Annotated in this window: 17 protein-coding genes; 14 read left to right on the forward strand and 3 right to left on the reverse strand. The window is 60.9% G+C overall.

Features of this window, described 5'->3' with window-relative positions; translation table 11 throughout:
- Positions 1–101: 101 nt before the first annotated feature.
- Positions 102–1,322 carry a zinc metallochaperone GTPase ZigA gene (gene zigA, locus KZO25_RS11000; RefSeq protein WP_223137003.1) on the reverse strand — a complete coding sequence of 407 codons (1,221 nt, stop codon included), beginning with the start codon at positions 1,320–1,322 and terminating at the stop codon, positions 102–104.
- Positions 1,322–1,750, reverse strand: a complete 429-nt coding sequence (gene dksA / locus KZO25_RS11005) for an RNA polymerase-binding protein DksA (RefSeq protein ID WP_223137004.1) — start codon at positions 1,748–1,750, stop codon at positions 1,322–1,324. The genes zigA and dksA overlap by 1 nt, the downstream gene beginning before the upstream one ends.
- A gap of 286 nt (positions 1,751–2,036) precedes the next feature.
- Here dksA and KZO25_RS11010 point away from each other — a divergent pair, with 286 nt between their 5' ends.
- The 10 genes from KZO25_RS11010 (at position 2,037) to KZO25_RS11055 (ending at position 10,894) form a co-directional block, all read left to right on the forward strand.
- Positions 2,037–2,555: an Hcp family type VI secretion system effector gene (locus tag KZO25_RS11010; protein ID WP_066448323.1), complete on the forward strand. Its 519-nt coding sequence runs from the start codon at positions 2,037–2,039 to the stop codon at positions 2,553–2,555.
- A gap of 244 nt (positions 2,556–2,799) precedes the next feature.
- Positions 2,800–4,959, forward strand: coding sequence for a type VI secretion system Vgr family protein (locus tag KZO25_RS11015; RefSeq protein ID WP_223137005.1), 2,160 nt, complete (start codon positions 2,800–2,802; stop codon positions 4,957–4,959).
- On the forward strand, positions 4,956–5,879 hold the full coding sequence (locus tag KZO25_RS11020; protein ID WP_223137006.1) for a DUF4123 domain-containing protein: 924 nt from the start codon (positions 4,956–4,958) through the stop codon (positions 5,877–5,879). Before KZO25_RS11015 ends, KZO25_RS11020 begins: the two co-directional genes overlap by 4 nt.
- Positions 5,876–6,688, forward strand: coding sequence for a hypothetical protein (locus KZO25_RS11025; RefSeq protein WP_223137007.1), 813 nt, complete (start codon positions 5,876–5,878; stop codon positions 6,686–6,688). Before KZO25_RS11020 ends, KZO25_RS11025 begins: the two co-directional genes overlap by 4 nt.
- A gap of 21 nt (positions 6,689–6,709) precedes the next feature.
- Positions 6,710–7,684, forward strand: a complete 975-nt coding sequence (locus tag KZO25_RS11030) for a type VI immunity family protein (RefSeq protein ID WP_223137008.1) — start codon at positions 6,710–6,712, stop codon at positions 7,682–7,684.
- Complete coding sequence (locus tag KZO25_RS11035; RefSeq protein ID WP_223137009.1) at positions 7,681–8,088, forward strand: hypothetical protein; 408 nt, start codon at positions 7,681–7,683, stop codon at positions 8,086–8,088. Before KZO25_RS11030 ends, KZO25_RS11035 begins: the two co-directional genes overlap by 4 nt.
- 15 nt (positions 8,089–8,103) lie before the next feature.
- A complete protein-coding gene (locus tag KZO25_RS11040; RefSeq protein WP_223137010.1) occupies positions 8,104–9,081 on the forward strand; it encodes a type VI immunity family protein in 978 nt (325 codons plus the stop codon).
- A complete protein-coding gene (locus tag KZO25_RS11045) occupies positions 9,078–9,485 on the forward strand; it encodes a hypothetical protein (protein ID WP_223137011.1) in 408 nt (135 codons plus the stop codon). The genes KZO25_RS11040 and KZO25_RS11045 overlap by 4 nt, the downstream gene beginning before the upstream one ends.
- A gap of 15 nt (positions 9,486–9,500) precedes the next feature.
- The gene (locus KZO25_RS11050) at positions 9,501–10,490 is read left to right on the forward strand and encodes a type VI immunity family protein (RefSeq protein WP_223137012.1); all 990 of its coding nucleotides are present in this window, start codon (positions 9,501–9,503) and stop codon (positions 10,488–10,490) included.
- The gene (locus KZO25_RS11055) at positions 10,487–10,894 is read left to right on the forward strand and encodes a hypothetical protein (protein ID WP_223137013.1); all 408 of its coding nucleotides are present in this window, start codon (positions 10,487–10,489) and stop codon (positions 10,892–10,894) included. Before KZO25_RS11050 ends, KZO25_RS11055 begins: the two co-directional genes overlap by 4 nt.
- A 266-nt stretch (positions 10,895–11,160) precedes the next feature.
- On the opposite strand, the gene KZO25_RS11060 is transcribed toward KZO25_RS11055, so the two are convergent.
- Positions 11,161–11,460, reverse strand: coding sequence for a hypothetical protein (locus tag KZO25_RS11060; protein ID WP_223137014.1), 300 nt, complete (start codon positions 11,458–11,460; stop codon positions 11,161–11,163).
- Between the two features lie 154 nt (positions 11,461–11,614).
- Here KZO25_RS11060 and KZO25_RS11065 point away from each other — a divergent pair, with 154 nt between their 5' ends.
- The 4 genes from KZO25_RS11065 (at position 11,615) to KZO25_RS11080 (ending at position 15,959) form a co-directional block, all read left to right on the forward strand.
- A complete protein-coding gene (locus KZO25_RS11065; protein ID WP_223137015.1) occupies positions 11,615–12,022 on the forward strand; it encodes a regulatory protein GemA in 408 nt (135 codons plus the stop codon).
- A 683-nt stretch (positions 12,023–12,705) separates the two neighbouring features.
- Positions 12,706–13,851, forward strand: coding sequence for a hypothetical protein (locus KZO25_RS11070; RefSeq protein WP_223137016.1), 1,146 nt, complete (start codon positions 12,706–12,708; stop codon positions 13,849–13,851).
- A gap of 53 nt (positions 13,852–13,904) precedes the next feature.
- Positions 13,905–14,252: a Mor transcription activator family protein gene (locus tag KZO25_RS11075; protein WP_223137017.1), complete on the forward strand. Its 348-nt coding sequence runs from the start codon at positions 13,905–13,907 to the stop codon at positions 14,250–14,252.
- A gap of 486 nt (positions 14,253–14,738) precedes the next feature.
- Positions 14,739–15,959, forward strand: coding sequence for a hypothetical protein (locus KZO25_RS11080; RefSeq protein WP_223137018.1), 1,221 nt, complete (start codon positions 14,739–14,741; stop codon positions 15,957–15,959).
- Positions 15,960–16,621 lie beyond the last annotated feature (662 nt).

Genomic DNA, 16,621 nt, shown 5'->3' on the forward strand with positions numbered 1-16,621 from the left:
AATCGTCCGCTTTACAGCCAGAAAAGCGATGTTTCCAGGCGGCATACCGTTTTATGATTCAACGCAAGCAGGTCCGGCCATTACCGCCGCCCCTGCCGAATTCACTCCCAGACAGGAAAAGGGTCCGGCAGGGATGCCCAGGCCTGCTTGCCAGCCAGCAGCTCTGCCTCGCTGACAAGGCACTCATCCAGGGCCTGGCGGATACGCGCTTCGTCGAGATGCTGGCCGATGAAGACCAGCTCCTGGCGCATGTCACCGAAGGGCTCCTGCCACTTTTCCATGATATAACCGCGGTATTCCGGGCCGTCCGGCCAACGTGACTCGGGAACGGCCTTCCAGAACATGCCGGCGTAACCGTAGTGGGCAATGCCCCCCGCCTGGCTCCACTGGCCGGCAAACTGTGGTCGGGTCGCCAGCCAGAAGAAGCCCTTCGAGCGCAGCAGCTTGCCGCCGAACCAGTCGCCATGCAATAGCTCGTGGAACTTCTGCGGGTGAAAGGGCCGCCGGGCATGGTAGGAAAAGCTCGAGATACCATACTCCTCGGTTTCCGGCACATGATCCCCGCGCATCTCCTTGAGCCAGCCCGGAGCAAGCTGCGCCCGCTCGAAGCTGAAGCGGCCGGTGTCGAGCACCTTGTCGAGCGACACCTGGCCATTGGCCATGGCAATCAGCTCCGCATCGGGGTTGAGCGTACGCAGCACCGCCTTCAGCTCACCCATCTGCTCGTCATCGACCAGGTCGGCCTTGCTGATCAGCAGGACGTCGCAGAACTCGATCTGATCGACCAGCAGGTCGGCCACGTTGCGATCGTCCTCCTCGCCCAGGCTTTCGCCGGCTTCGATCAGCGATTTCGCCTCACGGTATTGCGTCAGGAAGTTGGCTCCGTCGACCACCGTCACCAGGGTATCCAGCCGCGCAACGCTGGAAAGGCTCTGCCCTGACTCGTCCTCGAAGGTGAAGGTCTCGGCCACCGGCAGCGGCTCGGAAATGCCCGTTGACTCGATCACCAGGTAGTCAAAGCGGCCTTCGGCGGCCAAGCGCCCGACCTCGATCAACAGATCCTCTCGCAGAGTACAGCAGATGCAGCCGTTGCTCATCTCGACCAGCCGCTCCTCGGAGCGATTGAGCGCCACGTCTCCCTCGCTGCCCGGTGTGCCACGCACCAGGGCGGCATCGATGTTGACCTCGCTCATGTCATTGACGATCACCGCCACCCGACGCCCTTCGCGATTGGCCAGGATATGATTGAGCAGGGTCGTCTTGCCTGCGCCGAGAAAGCCGGAAAGTACGGTGACGGGCAGGGTCGCTGAAGGGGCTTGCATCACGCTTCTCCTCGGGATTTGCTGAAATGGTGCTCGCGTTTCTCCTGTCGCTCCTTGGCCTCGAGACAGAGATCCGCGGTAGGACGCAGCAATAGCCGCCCGAGCCCGATGGGCTGGCCGGTCTCCTCGCAATAGCCGTAGTCGCCCTCCTCGATGCGTCGCAGCGCCTTGGCGATCTTGCGCAGCAGCCGCGTCTCTCGGTCCGCCTGGCGAAGCAGCAGCCGCAGCTCTTCCTCTACCGCGGCACGGTCGAGGTCGTCGCCGCTGCGCTCGTTGTCGGCAATGGCCTTGCGCACTTCTTCCAGGTGCGTTTCCACCTCGGCTCGCTCAGCCAGCAAGCGGCCTTGGAAGAAGGCCAACTGCTCATCGTTCATATATGACGTTTCTGGCATGTCCAGCATTCGCTGTGCCTCTGGGTCGGCCTGCATGAGCACTCTCTCCATCAAAACACATGTTATAACATAACAATATTGCCGACACACAGCCAGATGGGCCCAACCAGCCAGGCCGCGCCGAAGAACAATTAGGCAACATCTTGCCCGCCGGGCAATATCTTGCTCGACTCAGGCAACATATTGCCTAATTTTGATTAGTCTCCGTTGTCGGATTCATGGCAACATTTTGTTTTTATTCTATTTATCCAATATCGGCACGTTTTCTGCTCCTACAGTACCGTCCATCGGACATTCATTCACATCGTCAAGGAGCAGACTCATGCCGACACCTTGTTATATCAGCATCGAAGGCCAGACCCAGGGCAACATCACCGCTGGCGCCTTCACCCCGGATTCCGTGGGCAACATCTACGTGGAAGGCCACGAAGACGAAATGCTGGTTCAGGAATTCAAGCACGTCGTAACCGTGCCCACCGACCCGCAGTCCGGCCAGCCTTCCGGTCAGCGCGCGCACAAGCCGTTCATCTTCACCGTGGCCCTGAACAAGGCCGTGCCGCTGATGTACAACGCCCTGGCCTCCGGCGAAATGCTGCCCAACGTCGAGCTGAAGTGGTACCGCACCTCGGTGGAAGGCAAGCAGGAGCACTTCTTCACCACCAGCCTGACCGACGCCACCATCGTCGACATCAACCTGCGCATGCCGCACGCCCAGGACATGAACACAGCTGAATTCACTCAGCTGATGGACGTCTCCCTGGCCTATCGCAAGATCGATTGGGAACACACCGTTGCCGGCACCTCCGGTTCCGACGACTGGCGCGCCCCGATCGAAGGCTAAGTCCTTCGTCAGTGCTTCGCTAGCGCCAACGTCCCGCCCGCCTGGGCGGGCGTTGCGCCGCCGGCGTCGTGATGCCAGCGCTTGTTATCGAGCGCTGGCATCACGGCGTGTACGACATCGCTGACACGTCCTGTCAGCCATTGCCCTCAGCGACCGATTCGCCCTTGCCATACCAAGGGCCTCGCGTAATCTGCTGATGCAATGGATTACCGCGCATTCGTCTTCCAGGAGGGGAGCCATCACCATGGCCAATCAGACCGGCCTCCAGTACACACTTGCCCTCGCCGGGGCCGACGATCTCGACCTGGCCGTGGTCGACTTCACGCTGACCGAGGCGCTCTCCCAGCCCTTCCATCTGGCGATCAACCTCGCCAGCCGCGACCCGGTCCTCGCCCCCGAGGCCTTTCTCGACCGCGAGCTGAGCCTGACGGTCTGGCAGGACGGCGAGGTCCTGCGCCGGGTCCACGGCATCGCCACCGCCTTTGGCCGCGGCGACCGCGGGCATCGCCGCACCTTCTATTCGCTGACCATCCAGCCGGCCCTGTGGCGCCTCTCACTGCGCCACAACTCGCGCATCTTCCAGAACGTCTCGCCGCTGACCATCATCAACACCCTGTGCGACGAGCGCGGCATCACCGACGTGGCCTTCGCCGCCACCCGCGAGCCCGCGGAGCGCGAATACTGTGTGCAGTACCGCGAGACCGACCTGGCCTTTATCCAGCGCCTGGCCGCCGAGGAGGGGCTGTTTTACTTTCATGAATTCGAAGACAGTCCTGGCGGCGCCCACCGCCTGGTCTTCGCCGACGACCCCCAGGTGCTGGCCAGCCTGGGCGAGCGCACCTATCACGGCCGCGCCGGCGGCACGCCGCCGCTGCGCCACCTGCGCAAGCTCAAGCAGGTCTCCCGGGTCCGCCCCGCCTCGGTGATGCTCAAGGACTACTCCTTCAAGCAGCCGGCGTATGCCCAGCTGCATGAAGATATGGCTGAAGGGCTGGAGGAACATGCGCAACGAGACGACTATGAGCATTACGACTACCCCGGCCGCTACAAGGCCGACGCCTCCGGCGAGGCCTTCACCCGCATCCGCCTGGAACACCTGCGCCACGATGCGCTGACCGCTGAGGCCGAGAGCGACCTGCCCGAGCTCGCCCCCGGCCACCGCTTCACCCTCACCGACCACGATGCCGAGCGCCTCAACCGCGACTGGCAGGTGGTCTCAGTGGTGCATCACGGCAGGCAGCCCCAGGCGCTGCAGGAAGACGCCGTGGGCGTCACCGCCAGCGACCGCCAGGGCATCGGCGGCAACGACAGCACCCGCTACCACAACGAGCTGCTGCTCACCCCCGCCGACACCGCCTGGCGCCCCGAGCCCAACCCCAAGCCCAGGGTTGACGGCCCCCAGGTCGCCTTCGTGGTCGGCCCCGAGGGTGAGGAGATCCACTGCGACGAGCACGGCCGGGTCAAGGTGCAGTTCCCCTGGGATCGTTATGCCGAGCCTGATACCGCCGGGGCTGGCGGCGAAGCCGCTGTAAACGGAGCGAGTGCCTGGCTGAGAGTGTCCCAGGGCTGGGCCGGCGGCGGCTACGGCAGCATCGCCATTCCGCGGATCGGTCATGAGGTCGTCGTCTCCTTTCTCGAGGGCGACCCCGACCAGCCGCTGATCACCGGGCGCACCTACCACGCCGTCAACACCCCGCCCTACGCACTGCCGGCGCACAAGACGCGTACCGTGATCCGCACCCAGAGCCACAAGGGCGAAGGCTTCAACGAACTGCGCTTCGAAGACGAAGCCGGCGACGAGCAGATCTGGCTGCACGCCCAGAAGGACCTGGAGCTGCTCACCAACAACGACCGCACCGAGGAGATCGGCAACGACAGCTTCCTCACCGTGCATCACGACCGTATCGGTGAGATCGACGGCGACGAGCACCACACCGTGCGCGGCAACCGCCATGAGCAGAGCGTCGCCAACCAGCACCTCACGGTACAGGGCACGCTGCACATCAAGGCCGGCCAGGCCTGGCTCAGCGAATGCGGCCGCGAACTGCACATCAAGGCCGGCCACAAGGTGGTGCTGGAAGCCGGCAGCGAAATGACGCTGAACGCCGGCGGCAGCTTCCTCAAGCTCGACGGCGGCGGCGTCACCCTGGTCGGGCCCAAGGTGAAGATCAACGCCGGAGGCAGCCCCGGCTCGGGCAGTGGCCAGGCCGTCGAGACGCCGCTGCTGCCGGGCCGGGCAGTGCCGGAGGTGCATGAGGATGTAACCCTCAAGCCCAACCGACAGCCCACCGCGTTTGCCGAAACGGAAGGCCAGGTACTGGCGCTTCAGCGAGCTGCCAGCAGCGGCAAGGCGCTGTGCGTTATCTGCGCCGATACGCTCAAGTCCTCAGGGGGAAGCCAGTGAGTACGCTGCCTACCTGCACGCATATTCTGCTGGATACGGCACTTCCCGAGATGCGCCAGCAGTGGTACCGACGCTCGCCTCACAGCACCAACAGCGTACCGCTCTACCTGGGCACGCCCTTTGCCCACCTGCTGGAAGTTTCGCCCATCGTGGCCAGCACCTCGCCTCAAGATCCGTTCCTGCACTGGCTGATGACAGAACGGCCGAGCCTGAACTGGGGGCTGCTACTGGAAAGCCCGGCGACACCAGAGGAACTGGCAGCACACTACCGCCGCTGGCTGACGCTCCTGAACCCGCAAGGCGATGAAGTCCTGTTCCGCTTTTACGACCCGGACGTACTGCCCTACTTCCTCGACGCCTTCGACGGCCACGAATACCGCCAATGGTTCGGCCCCTCAAGGGCCGTTCATTACCGCTCCGCTGGTGGCTTCACCGTGCGACATGCTGCCGAACGCCCAGCGGAGGAGCGCGCTCAGGCCCCGTTACCGGCAGCGCCGTGGTGGAAAATCCAACCACGCCACCAACGGGCATTACGACCGCTTTACCGCCAGGAGCTGATTGGCGATACCCAGCAGCGGCTGCTGCTCGAGGCCGGTGCCTGGTTGATGCACCTGGACAGCCCCAGCATCAAGGCGCGAGTGGCCGATGCCGTGGATCGCCTGACGGCGCTCAACGCCGATACCCTGCCCAGCCGTGACGAAGCCGCGCATTTCTGTCTGCTGGCGGTGACCAGCTGTTCGCACCCGGAACGGCGTGACGACTTCCGGCAGGACCTGGCGCGGCACGGCCTGACGGCAACCCTCGCCAACTGGCAAGCCCATGCCTACGGCAAGCTGCCCGACCGCCACCACCATGATCCCGTTTGGCTGCCCGAAGGCCCCCAGATGGGCCCAGCATCACGAGAAGGAACGCATTCATGAGCGACACCGGCGCCCAGCAGTGCCCGCTGGACAACGACATCGAAAGCCGCCTGGGTATCGTCTGCAGTTTCGTCTGTACCTGCAACGTGGTGCCCAACAAGGGCCAGGGTGGCATCAACCTCAAGCAGAGCTGTGTCGATTTAGGCCTCATGAGCCTCAACGAGACCTGCGACACTGGCCTGCGCGTGCAGGTACCCTACTACATGGGGAGTTCGCCACCCTCACCGCTGCTGCTGAAAGATGCCGAGGGCCTGGAGACGATAGAGCCGATCCGCAACTTCGGCCATGCCATCAACCGCGTCAAAGGCTTGAATATCGCCGCGGGAGTCGCGGCAGGCATGGTGAAAGAGGAAGTCGAAAGCTATACCCGCGGCGATATGCGCATTCCCGATGCGGTGGCGCTACGCGACCCCAACGGCAAGCCCACCCAGGACAATCTGCTGGGGGTCATCGAGGTCAAGTTTCCGCCGGATGATTGGGGGGAAGGGCAAGAAGATGCTTATCGAGAGATAGCAGGAGAACAAGATAAGCTGAGATTGCTAACTCCAGAGCGTTGTGGTTGCGATGGCCCGCGTCAGACTGAGTATGCCCCAGAGACCCAGCCCGCCATGGAGGTCTATCAGGACCGGCTTGAACAGAGAGGTATTCCTTGGGGCAGGGTGGCCGCGGGAGTCGGATTGATAGCCGTGGGGGCCGCAGCGGCTTATTTTACCGGTGGCTTGGGGGCTGCCGCCGGGGGCCAGGCTGCGCGCCAGGGCGCACGCATGGTATGGGGGGGCGTGAGAGTTGGTGCTGCCACGGCTTGGTAAACACTTTAAGGGAAACATCCAATGCAAGAACCTCAAGACCTCGACCAGCTGCTTACCGTCGAAACGGATAACGGCGTGCTGTTCAAGATTTGCCTGGGCGTGGCGTTTTTCTTTACCGGCTCCCAGCAGGAAGAGAAGCGTCAGGCGGTGCTGGATATTCTGGCCGACTACCGCGATCTGGTCGGCGACCAGCTCACCTGGACCACCAACCCCACTACCGGCAAGTGGAAAAAACTCAAGGGCTTCGATAGCTATATCACCCCTTTCGACTGGTTGCCCACCTATGGACGTGGCGAATGGGAGTTCGTCTACCATGGTGGCAAGCGGCGTAGCGATGCTGATGAGCATAGCTTCGTTGTACTTGGAAAGCGGCCAAGTGCCGATGAAAATGGCCAACTTAGCCGTTTATATTGCCAGTTTCCTATCGATTTCTTTATCGAGAGGGAGGAAAAGCTACCCGCCTTGGTACAGCGCTGGTGTGACAGACTAAAGCCCGAGCATGGCTATGCCGGCTTTTGGCTAGGCCGCTCTTTTGGGTCTGAAAAAAGTGACGAGGCAGTGATTCTCGAATACAGATTTGGACAGCGTTTCCCAGGATTACAAATAAACCAGTTCAGTGAACACTCTTTTAACTTAGGTCGCGGCCTGAAAGGCGTCGACTGGCTGACCCTTCTCTCCGATTCCTGGTTGGAACGCCTGGGCGGCCTTGAGCAGGTCAAGGCCGAGATGGATGACCTGCCGGTGCTGGACTATGACGGCGGTGCCATCCTACGCGCCGGCCCCATGCCGCAGCTCGGCGATAACGACAACCCTGACCTCGATGCCGCCCTGGCCGACTACCGCCGCGTCGCCGCCATTATCGAGCCCATTCGTATCAAGGATCACCAAGGAATTCATCCAACTCTTTCTCCTAGTTATCGGCACGAAAAACGCTTCGATGCCCAGGAGTACCAGGCCTGGCTGGCGCGCTTTAGCCCTCAGGGAGGTCAGCCATGAGCGAGCCAACAGCGAGCGGTGCACCGTTTGCCCTGGAGTGGTTTCCCAAGCAGCTGTTCCCCGATATCGAGCTGGAGCGGGTGGAGATAGCGGACACGGCCATTCGGGTGATCTGCCGCGACGGCGACTGGTCGCTGCAATCGGATATCACGCCCTTCTGGGGCCCCGGTACCATGGTGTTTCATACCCAGGGCGAGGTCGAGGTGCGCATCCAGGAGGGAGAGAGCTGGCCACTGGTGGCGCGTGAGCTGGCCCAGGAGAAACTGCTGCCTCATTTCCACACGCTGGAACTGGTCGAACGCGGGGAGCCCTGGCGCCTACGCGGTCGGGCCGGCGAGCAGCATGCCGTAGTAGAGCTGCGCGCCGACATCACCGCCATCAGCTGGCATGCCGACGAGGCCTGACACATGGAGACTGCCATGGCAGGGATGCCTGACGTAATCAACGCACCTCGCGACCAGCTGCTCACCGTCGAAACGGATAACGGCGTGTTGTTCAAGATCTGCCTGGGTGTGGCACTGTTCTTCAAAGGCGACCAGCAGGAAGAGAAGCGCCAGGCGGTACTGGACATTCTGGCCGACTACCGCGATCTGGTCGGCAACCAGCTCACCTGGACCACCAACCCCAGCACCGGCAAGTGGAAAAAGCTCAAGGGCTTCGATAGCTATATCACCCCCTTCGGCTGGCTGCCCACCTATGGGCGCGGCGAGTGGGAGTTTGCCTACCATGGCGGCAAGCTGCGTAGTGATGCCGATAACCATAGTTTCGTCGTGCTGGGGACAGGTCATAACGACAACATCAGCTATCTATACTGCCAGTTCCCTATCGATTTCTTTATCGAGCGGGAGGAAAAGCTACCCGCCTTGGTGCAGCGCTGGTGCGAAAAGCTAAAGCCTGAGCATGGCTATGCCGGCTTTTGGCTTGGCCGTTCTTTTGGCTACGCAAAAAGCGATGAGGCGGTGATTCTCGAATACAGGTTTGGCCAGCGGTTTCCTGGGTTGCAAATTAATAAATTTACCACGCACTCGTTAAACCTTCATCGCGGCCCCAAGGGGGTCGACTGGCTGACCCTTCTCTCCGATTCGTGGCTGGAACGCCTGGGCGGCGTAGAAGACGTCAAGGAGACTATGGGGGACCTGCCGGTGTTGGAATACGATGGCGGCGCCATCCTGCGCGCCGGTCCCATGCCCCAGCTCGGCGATAACGAAAACCCTGACCTCGATGCCGCCCTGGCCGACTACCGCCGTGTCGCCGCCATTATCGAGCCCATACGTATCAAGGACCACCCGGCCATACACCCCCAACTCTTTGGAAGCGTACGGCACGAAAAGAACTTTGATGATGCGGAATACCAGGCCTGGCTGGCGCGCTTTAGCCCTCAGGGAGGTCAGCCATGAACGAGCCAACAGCAAGCGGCGAAACGTTTGCCCTGGAGTGGTTCCCCAAGCAGCTGTTCCCCGATATCGAACTCGAGCGGGTGGAGATCGCGGACACGGCCATTCGGGTGATCTGTCGCGACGGCGACTGGTCGCTGCAATCGGATATCACGCCCTTCTGGGGGCCGGGCACCATGGTGTTTCATACCCAGGGCGAGATCGAGGTGCGCATTCAGGAGGGAGAGAGCTGGCCACTGGTGGCGCGCGAGCTGGCCGAGGACAAGCTATTACCCCATTTCCACACCCTGGAACTGATCGAGCGCGGCGAGCCCTGGCGCCTGCGCGGTCGGGCCGGCGAGCAGCATGCCGTAGTAGAGCTGCGCGCCGACATCACCGCCATCAGCTGGCATGCCGACGAGGCCTGACACATGGAGACCGCCATGGCAGGGATGCCTGACGTAATCAACGCACCTCGCGACCAGCTACTCACCGTCGAAACGGATAACGGCGTGCTGTTCAAGATTTGCCTGGGCGTGGCGCTTTTCTTTACCGGCTCCCAGCAGGAAGAGAAGCGTCAGGCGGTGCTGGATATTCTGGCCGACTACCGCGATTTGGTCGGCGACCAGCTCACCTGGACCACCAACCCCACTACCGGCAAGTGGAAAAAGCTCAAGGGCTTCGACAGCTATATCACCCCTTTCGACTGGCTGCCCACCTATGGGCGCGGCGAATGGGAGTTCGTCTATCATGGCGGCAAGCGGCGTAGTGATGCTGACAACCATGCCTTTATTGTACTTGGCAAGCGGCCAAGTGCCGATGAACGAGGAGACGTCAGCTACTTATACTGCCAGTTCCCTATCGATTTCTTTATCGAGCGCGAACAGAAACTACCCGCCTTGGTGCAGCAGTGGTGCGACAAGCTAAAGCCCGAGCATGGCTATGCCGGCTTTTGGTTGGGCCAGTCCTATGGTTATAGAGATAGTGATGAAGCCGTCATTCTCGAACACAAGTTCGGTCAGCGCTTTCCCGGCCTTCAAATCAATGGATTCTCAACGCACTCGTTAAACCTGCATCGCGGCCCCAAGGGCGCCGACTGGCTGACCATTCTCTCCGATTCGTGGTTGGCACGACTGGGCGGCCTTGAGCAGGTCAAGGCCGAGATGGATGACCTGCCGGTGCTGGACTATGACGGCGGTGCCATCCTGCGCGCCGGCCCCATGCCGCAGCTTGGCGATAACGACAACCCTGACCTCGATGCCGCCTTGGCCGACTATCGCCGTGTCGCCGCCATTATCGAGCCCATTCGTATCAAGGATCATCAGGGTATTCATCCGCGCTTGTTCGGCGATGCTCGCCATGAGAAACGCTTCGATGCCCAGGAATACCAGGCCTGGCTGGCGCGCTTCAGCCCTCAAGGAGGTCAGCCATGAGCAAGCCAACAGCGAGCGGCGAAACGTTTGCCCTGGAGTGGTTTCCCGGCCAACTCTTCCCCGATATCGCGCTGGAGCGGGTGGAGATCGCTGACGCAGCCATTCGGGTGGTCTGCCGCGACGGCGACTGGTCGCTGCAATCGGATATCACGCCCTTCTGGGGGCCGGGCACCATGGTGTTTCATACCCAGGGCGAGGTCGAGGTGCGCATTCAGGAGGGAGAGAGCTGGCCGCTGGTGGCGCGCGAGCTGGCCGAGGACAAGCTACTGCCGCATTTTCATACGCTGGAAGTGATCGAGCACGGCGACCCCTGGCGCCTGCGCGGCCGAGCCGGCGAGCAGCATGCCGTAGTAGAGCTGCGCGCCGACATTACCACCATCAGCTGGCATGCCGACGAGGCCTGACGAATGGAGACTGCCATGGCAGGGATGCCTGCATCATTATCCACCGCTGCCCCACCCTCCCAACTTATTACGACAGCCGTTTGGAAAATGCTTCATAGAGACAAGAAAAGGTAAAAAATGTGTCCCCTCTTAAGATAATCACCAGCCCTTCCGTAAGATAAATGCGGGTCTACGTGGGTTTTCCCGTGCTGATGCGAATCCGAAAATGAAACGGCGAGTTCAATTCAGCAGGTGGGACGAGCGGTCGTGATGGGCTGATCAGGAGGTCAGCCCTCTCCATCTTTCCAGCGCCGCTTGAGCGCTTGCCACCTCACCGAGCACCAGGCTCGGACACAGCACCAACCTGCCCAAGCCGCCACCGCTGTGAAACCACAAAAAGCCAAGGCATCCAGGAAGTCGAGCGAAGTGCGGCTGCTAGTAGCCACTGCTGCCATGACAACAGCACCGGCAGCGATGATGCAGCCCGGGAAGCGCTGGAGGTTAGTATCGAGCGCGATGCGCAGCCATTGCCACCCCATGAGGTCAAGCAGCGTGTTGCCTACCTTATGGAACTGATTGACGAGCAAGTCGAGTCTTTTTGCCCAACAAAGTAACGTAGCCGTAAACGCCCACAGGAGGCCCTCAGTGCTGTTTGAAGCGTATGGGGGCCGACGATGCGGGCGAAAATAGTTGAACGATTCTGCGCGATTTTAAACGGGTTTTAATCAAGGGGTCGTGGCCATGCTCTACCCAGGCAAGCTGGGACTGCTCCATGTGGCCAAGAAACAGCTTGGTCTCGATGATGGAGACTGGCGTGACCTGCTCGAGGAAGTGGCGGGCTGTCGTAGCTCTAGCGAGCTGGATCTCGAAGGCTTCGAGGCAATGATGCGATGTTTGAAGCAGTTGGGTTTCGAGTCCACTTACGCCGCCGGCCCCTATGGTCGTCGTGAGGGGATGGCGACGCCCGACCAGGTGCGTCTGATCCACCGGCTGTGGCGTGAATACACCGGCGCCGATGACATAAAGGCGCTGGATCATTGGCTGGAGAACAGCTTCGGCATCACCAGCCTGCGTTTCGCCAACACCGATACCACCAGCAAGGCCATTACTGCGCTGAAAGCAATGGTGGCGCGCAAACAGACATCCTGAGGTGCCATAAGGGGCTGTGAGGCGTTCTAAGGATGGGGCGCCACCCTTGCCTAGAACAATACCGATCACGCCGCCTGCGTGATTTTGAAGGGTGTTTAAAGGGGGTATGGGCTTCCTGAGGTGCGTGCGGCTAAATCGCTATATCATGGTGTCGGATGACGTACCCATGAAGCCGGCCATCGTATCCGGCTGCGCCATATCGCCCTGATCTACAAAAAGCTGGCAAACTTGGGTGGTCCAAGGGCCGTGCCCGGAGCATTGCCGGTGCCGTGGCGATGCTGCGTGCACTGATCGATGGTGTTGTTTCCAAGCCGAGCGATTCGGCCCAGTGGCCCGTTCTCGCTGGCGACCGCCATCTTCCCTCCCGCCGTGCCTATCTCCTATACTGCCAGATGAAGCCTATCGCGCCGGCAGTCCCTGCCCGGACCACCACTCCCAGGCGCGAGGCGGCCACTGCAGGGCAGCGTAGTGGCTTTTTTATAGAACCCGCGTATCCGCTCCCCCCTGCCATATTGGTGCCCGTCGGGGGCCTCCCCGCTTGATCAACTGAAGCCTTCAACCTTTCGTAATCGGCTTTATATCTAAAGCCCTTTGCACATCTGCTGTAATGCGCTTTCAGAGATCTCGGCAATGCCCCTGATTGGGGCGCTGCTGCCACCTGAACTCGTGAGAGGACATCGGCCGTGCCCACCACCAACACCGCCACTCCCAAGCCGAAGCGAACCCTGGGCGAGACCCTCGCCGGCCTGGTGCCGACTTCTGGCAAAAAGAACCCCCAGCAGAAGAACCTGGGACTCCAAGATCGCCTGGCCGCCCGTGACAAGTTGCATAAACAGCTGGAGAGCGCCGAGCACGAGGCTGGGCGTCTGCGTGATCATGTAAACCGGCTTCGCATCAAACAACAGCAGGCCCGCGATGCCGTGGGCAGTTGGAAAGCGACTGTCACGCGGGGGAGCGGCGCCGATCGGGAGCCCCGGTCTGCCCACCGGCTGAAGGCGGCTGAAGCCGAGCTACAAGATATCAGTCAGCGATTGGCTGCCGACGAACACCAGTTGCTGGCCTTGCAGAACCAGGCCAAATCTATGCGTGAGCAAATCGACGCAATGAGCCAGGGGGCTACGCTCGACGAGGTCAAGCAGCACTTGGAGACGCTGAACAGCGCCGAAGCCGAGGTGGAGCGTTTCGAGGCGCTGATACGTACCGCCGAGGCAGAGGCAGAGCCTGCCACCGGTAATGATGAGGCGCTGGATGCCCTCCAGCAGGCCCGTGAAGACCTGCTAGCCGATATCGCCGCCGGCGATGCCAAGCCCAAGGAACTCGAAGCCCTGGATGCCGAAATCCGGGAGATCCTCGAGGACGGTGATGGTAGCCAGGCCAGCGCCCTCGGTCAGGAACGCGACAACGCCCAGACCCTGGCCGGCCTGAAGCGCCGACTGTCGGCAGCCCAGGCGCACCGCGATGCGCTGGCCGCGCAGACCCCCGAAGTGGTCGAGCAGATGCTGATCGCCCGTGCTGAGGCGATTTCCAAGGATTATGTGAAGCACGCCCAGGCGCTTCAACTGAGCTACCGACAGCTCCAGGGCGTCGTGGAATTGCTGACGTCGGCGGTTTCTGGCACGCAGGTGCGGCTGCTCTCCGACCAGTGGCCCAACCTGCTCATTCCCTCCCTGCCTCTTCGGGCCTTCGACACAGTTAGCCAGTGTGATGCTGGTCGCGGTGTCCTCTTCACCGGCCGGCAGGTGCGCGGAGCCGACGAGGTAGCACAGGCACGCACCGATGAGCTGCAACAGTTGGATGCTCTCGGCGTGGGTAGGCTGTTCCAGCGGTAACAGCCAGAAAGTTGAGCGAGCAGTTTGCCATACGTCAGAGGAGAGCCTGGGAAGTGACTGAACCGGATCGCAGGGTATGGCCCAAGGGGCTGGTGTTGCTGGCAGATGTCGTAGAGAACGCCTTCGCCAACAAGGGGTGCGGTGAGGGCGAGTCTCGCGAGCTGGCCGAAACGGCGGTTGAGGCGTTGGCATTCTATGCAGGTGGGCGTAGCTTCTACCTGCCGAAGGGAGCGGCCTTGAAGGTAGCCTTGAAGCACCGTCAGATCTACAAGGACTTCACCGGAGACAATGTCTCCGAGCTTGCCCAGCGGCATTGCCTGACCGTGCAGCAGGTCTATGCCGTGATCAAGCAGCAGCGAGAGGTTCACCGAGGTGATGATCACGCGACACCCCATCGGTAGCCAGAGTTATGGGGGCGCCGGCAGCGTGTTGGTAGCGATGCAAGGCAAGAAGGCCTCGAGCCGCGGTTCACGGGCCTTCATCGCCGGGGAGTGGGTGCCGGCATTGCCCCCCCACCTTTTTCATTGGAGTGACAGATGCTTTGCAGCGCCACCAAGCAGACAGCGGAAACGGAGAGATGCGGTGAGCAGGCGCGGTGCAAGGCTGGCTCGCCATCCCCAGATGCCCATCTGCTCATGCAGGGCACACCAGGCGAATGTTGGTCTCTTGCGCCGCTCGCCCAGTATAGGATGAAGTGGCATTTCTTCCCCATCGACTGATCCAAGTCTATGAAGCCGAGCGCCAGGCGACGCTACTTCACCGCCGAGCTTGCTGCCCACCCGGTGAGCCTCAATGGCAGTGCAGGCCATGGCCTGGTTTGCCACTCGCTGTTCAGCGCCCTTACATGCCGATAAGATCAAGCCACATACTCAGCGGGGTGAAGCGCTATGGGCTTGATCACTACGATTAAGAACTGGCTCGGGGCGGGCAACACCTCCCGATCCGGGCAGCTGGCACCAGGCGAGGCACTTGTTGCCACCATCAGCAATGGCGAGGAACAAACAAGACTTGCCATTCCTGATGACAATGAATTTCGTAAACGTGGCTGGATCATCGGTGACTGGTTCAACCAGCGCACCCTGGCGACGGCGTTAGCTGTCCAGCCCGGGGTGGATGCATCACGCGAGACGCTGCAGAAGGTTGCCTACGAAATCACCAGGCCCAGTCACCCTGAGGAGCAACAGCAGTGGTTCCGCGAGTGCATGACGCAGTTTGTCCGGCTGGACCCCATGTATCAGAAAACCATCGGACGCGTACGCGATATGGTTCGCCAGCGGCCCGGCGTGGTGCAGAGCGAAATCTACAAGGAGCGCACCGAGCCTGAGATGGAAGTCGCCCGCTACGTGCTCTACTTTGCCCATGAGCTAGGCGACATCCGTAGGGAGAAGGCCGGGCGCTCGTATAAGCTGTACCTGCCGGATGAAATGGAGAGGCATGATACAGCCCAGCAAGTGGGTGAAACTCGATACCTCGCCGGGGGAGCCGTTTCCGCCAAGGTGACAGTGAGGACGCCAACGGAGCAAGAGCAGCAGATCAATAGCCTGCACAAGCAGGCTACTGCCGCTGCTGGCGACAAGGACTTCGCCAGCGCCGTAACGCACCTTGAAGAAGCGCAACAGCTCATGGCAACGGCATCCGTTGACTACGAGGTGGAGCGCTACCTGCGTCTACCCAACTACCTTCAGCAGGCGGGTCGCATGGCCGATGCCGAAGCCATTTTCGAAGAGCTGTTGGCAACACGGCAGCAAGGCCATGAGCAAGCCGCTATTCACAACCAGATGCGTATCGCCTACAACCGTGAAAAGCGCTATGACCTCGCTTTTCTCCACGGCATGCAACACATCCTCTGGCGGTGCGTGGATTATGCTGAGCAGGATGGAGCCCCAGAGGGTTGGCAGTCCCGCGAGTATTGGGCTCCAGAGCTCGAAAAACTGCTGAAGCGTGCCAAGCGCCCAGACTTACGGGAGGCAGCGCTGGAGGCACTTACGCCGTTTCTGGTTGAGCCAGGTCGAGAGACATTGGCCAGCACTATGCGTGCCATGCAAGAGCTCTTCGATACCCAGCATGGTGCCAATGACATGCAAAGGCCCCAGAGGCAAGACACTTAGCGACCTAAGGAAAAGAAGCCTGCCACGCGGGAAGCGCCGCGCTAGCCCTCACCAACGCCAGGATCAGCGAAGGGGGCATCAGCCATGCCGAGGGCAGGCTTGACCAGAGTAATGCAGAGGTGATGAAGCCGAGGGGATTGGTGGCAGCGATCTACCCATCACTGCCTCCGCCATGCAGAGTGGGTCACCTGGGTAGAGGCCCCCTGCATGGTCGGAACCTTCAGTATAGGGTAGAGCGCATCCACTGGCATAAAGCGTGGGTGAGGCAAACTGCCTTCGGCAGTGTCTGGAATTGAAGTAGCCATCCCACTGAGTGGAAAATACCGATTCCCCATTATCGTGCGTCAGAGGCCGGAATTATCGCGCGCCCCTACAAAAATGAGCAAAGAAATTATCGATATCCTAGTAGAGATACGAGACAACCAGCGATATGCCATCCGCATGCAAGAAGAGGCAATTCATGCGAACAAAATCGGCTTGGAAGAACTCGAGAGGCAGTCGAAGGAAGCAACAGACTTACAAAAGAGAGCCGAGAAAAGGGGGAGATATTTTTTATTTTCTTTCGGCATGCTCCTTATGGTTTTAGGCGCCACTCTCATAGCACTAGAGTTGATATAACCGTTCTTACTCCGGCTCAGTAAACCTAAGTGTCTTTAGTGACA

Origin of the sequence: Halomonas sp. ANAO-440, assembly GCF_019915905.1 — a bacterium.
GTDB classification, from domain to species: domain Bacteria; phylum Pseudomonadota; class Gammaproteobacteria; order Pseudomonadales; family Halomonadaceae; genus Halomonas; species Halomonas chromatireducens.